This window comes from Streptomyces sp. NPDC048566 (assembly GCF_043199735.1).
GTDB lineage: Bacteria > Actinomycetota > Actinomycetes > Streptomycetales > Streptomycetaceae > Streptomyces.
Window position 1 is genome coordinate 1 of the sequence record NZ_JBICWL010000035.1, and the last position, 394, is coordinate 394.

Below are 394 nucleotides of genomic sequence, written 5' to 3' on the forward strand. Positions count from 1 at the left end.
AGGTACAGCAGCCGGGACAACTGCACCACCTGACCGTCCCCGCGGCGCACGAGGTACTTCGGCTCGGTGAACCCCGACCCCTTGTACTCCCCCAGGCACTCCAGACCGAAACTGCGCCGCGGGACAGGAAGAACCACAGGGGCAGGCGAGGGAACACGAAGCCGCATCGTGCGGACATCCGCCTGCAGCGGGATCGTCGTGTCACTGCCGTAAGCGGTCAAACCCTGATCGCCCAGGGGCTGGGTAGGCGACAAACCGACAGCGTCGGGACCGCGCTCTCCGGACACTGCCAACTTCTCTCTCCTCCTGAAAAGGGGCGGGACAACACCACACGCCGACGTGAAACATCCGCCGAACACCCGACAACCCCGAAACCCCGGAAACCCGGAAAGCC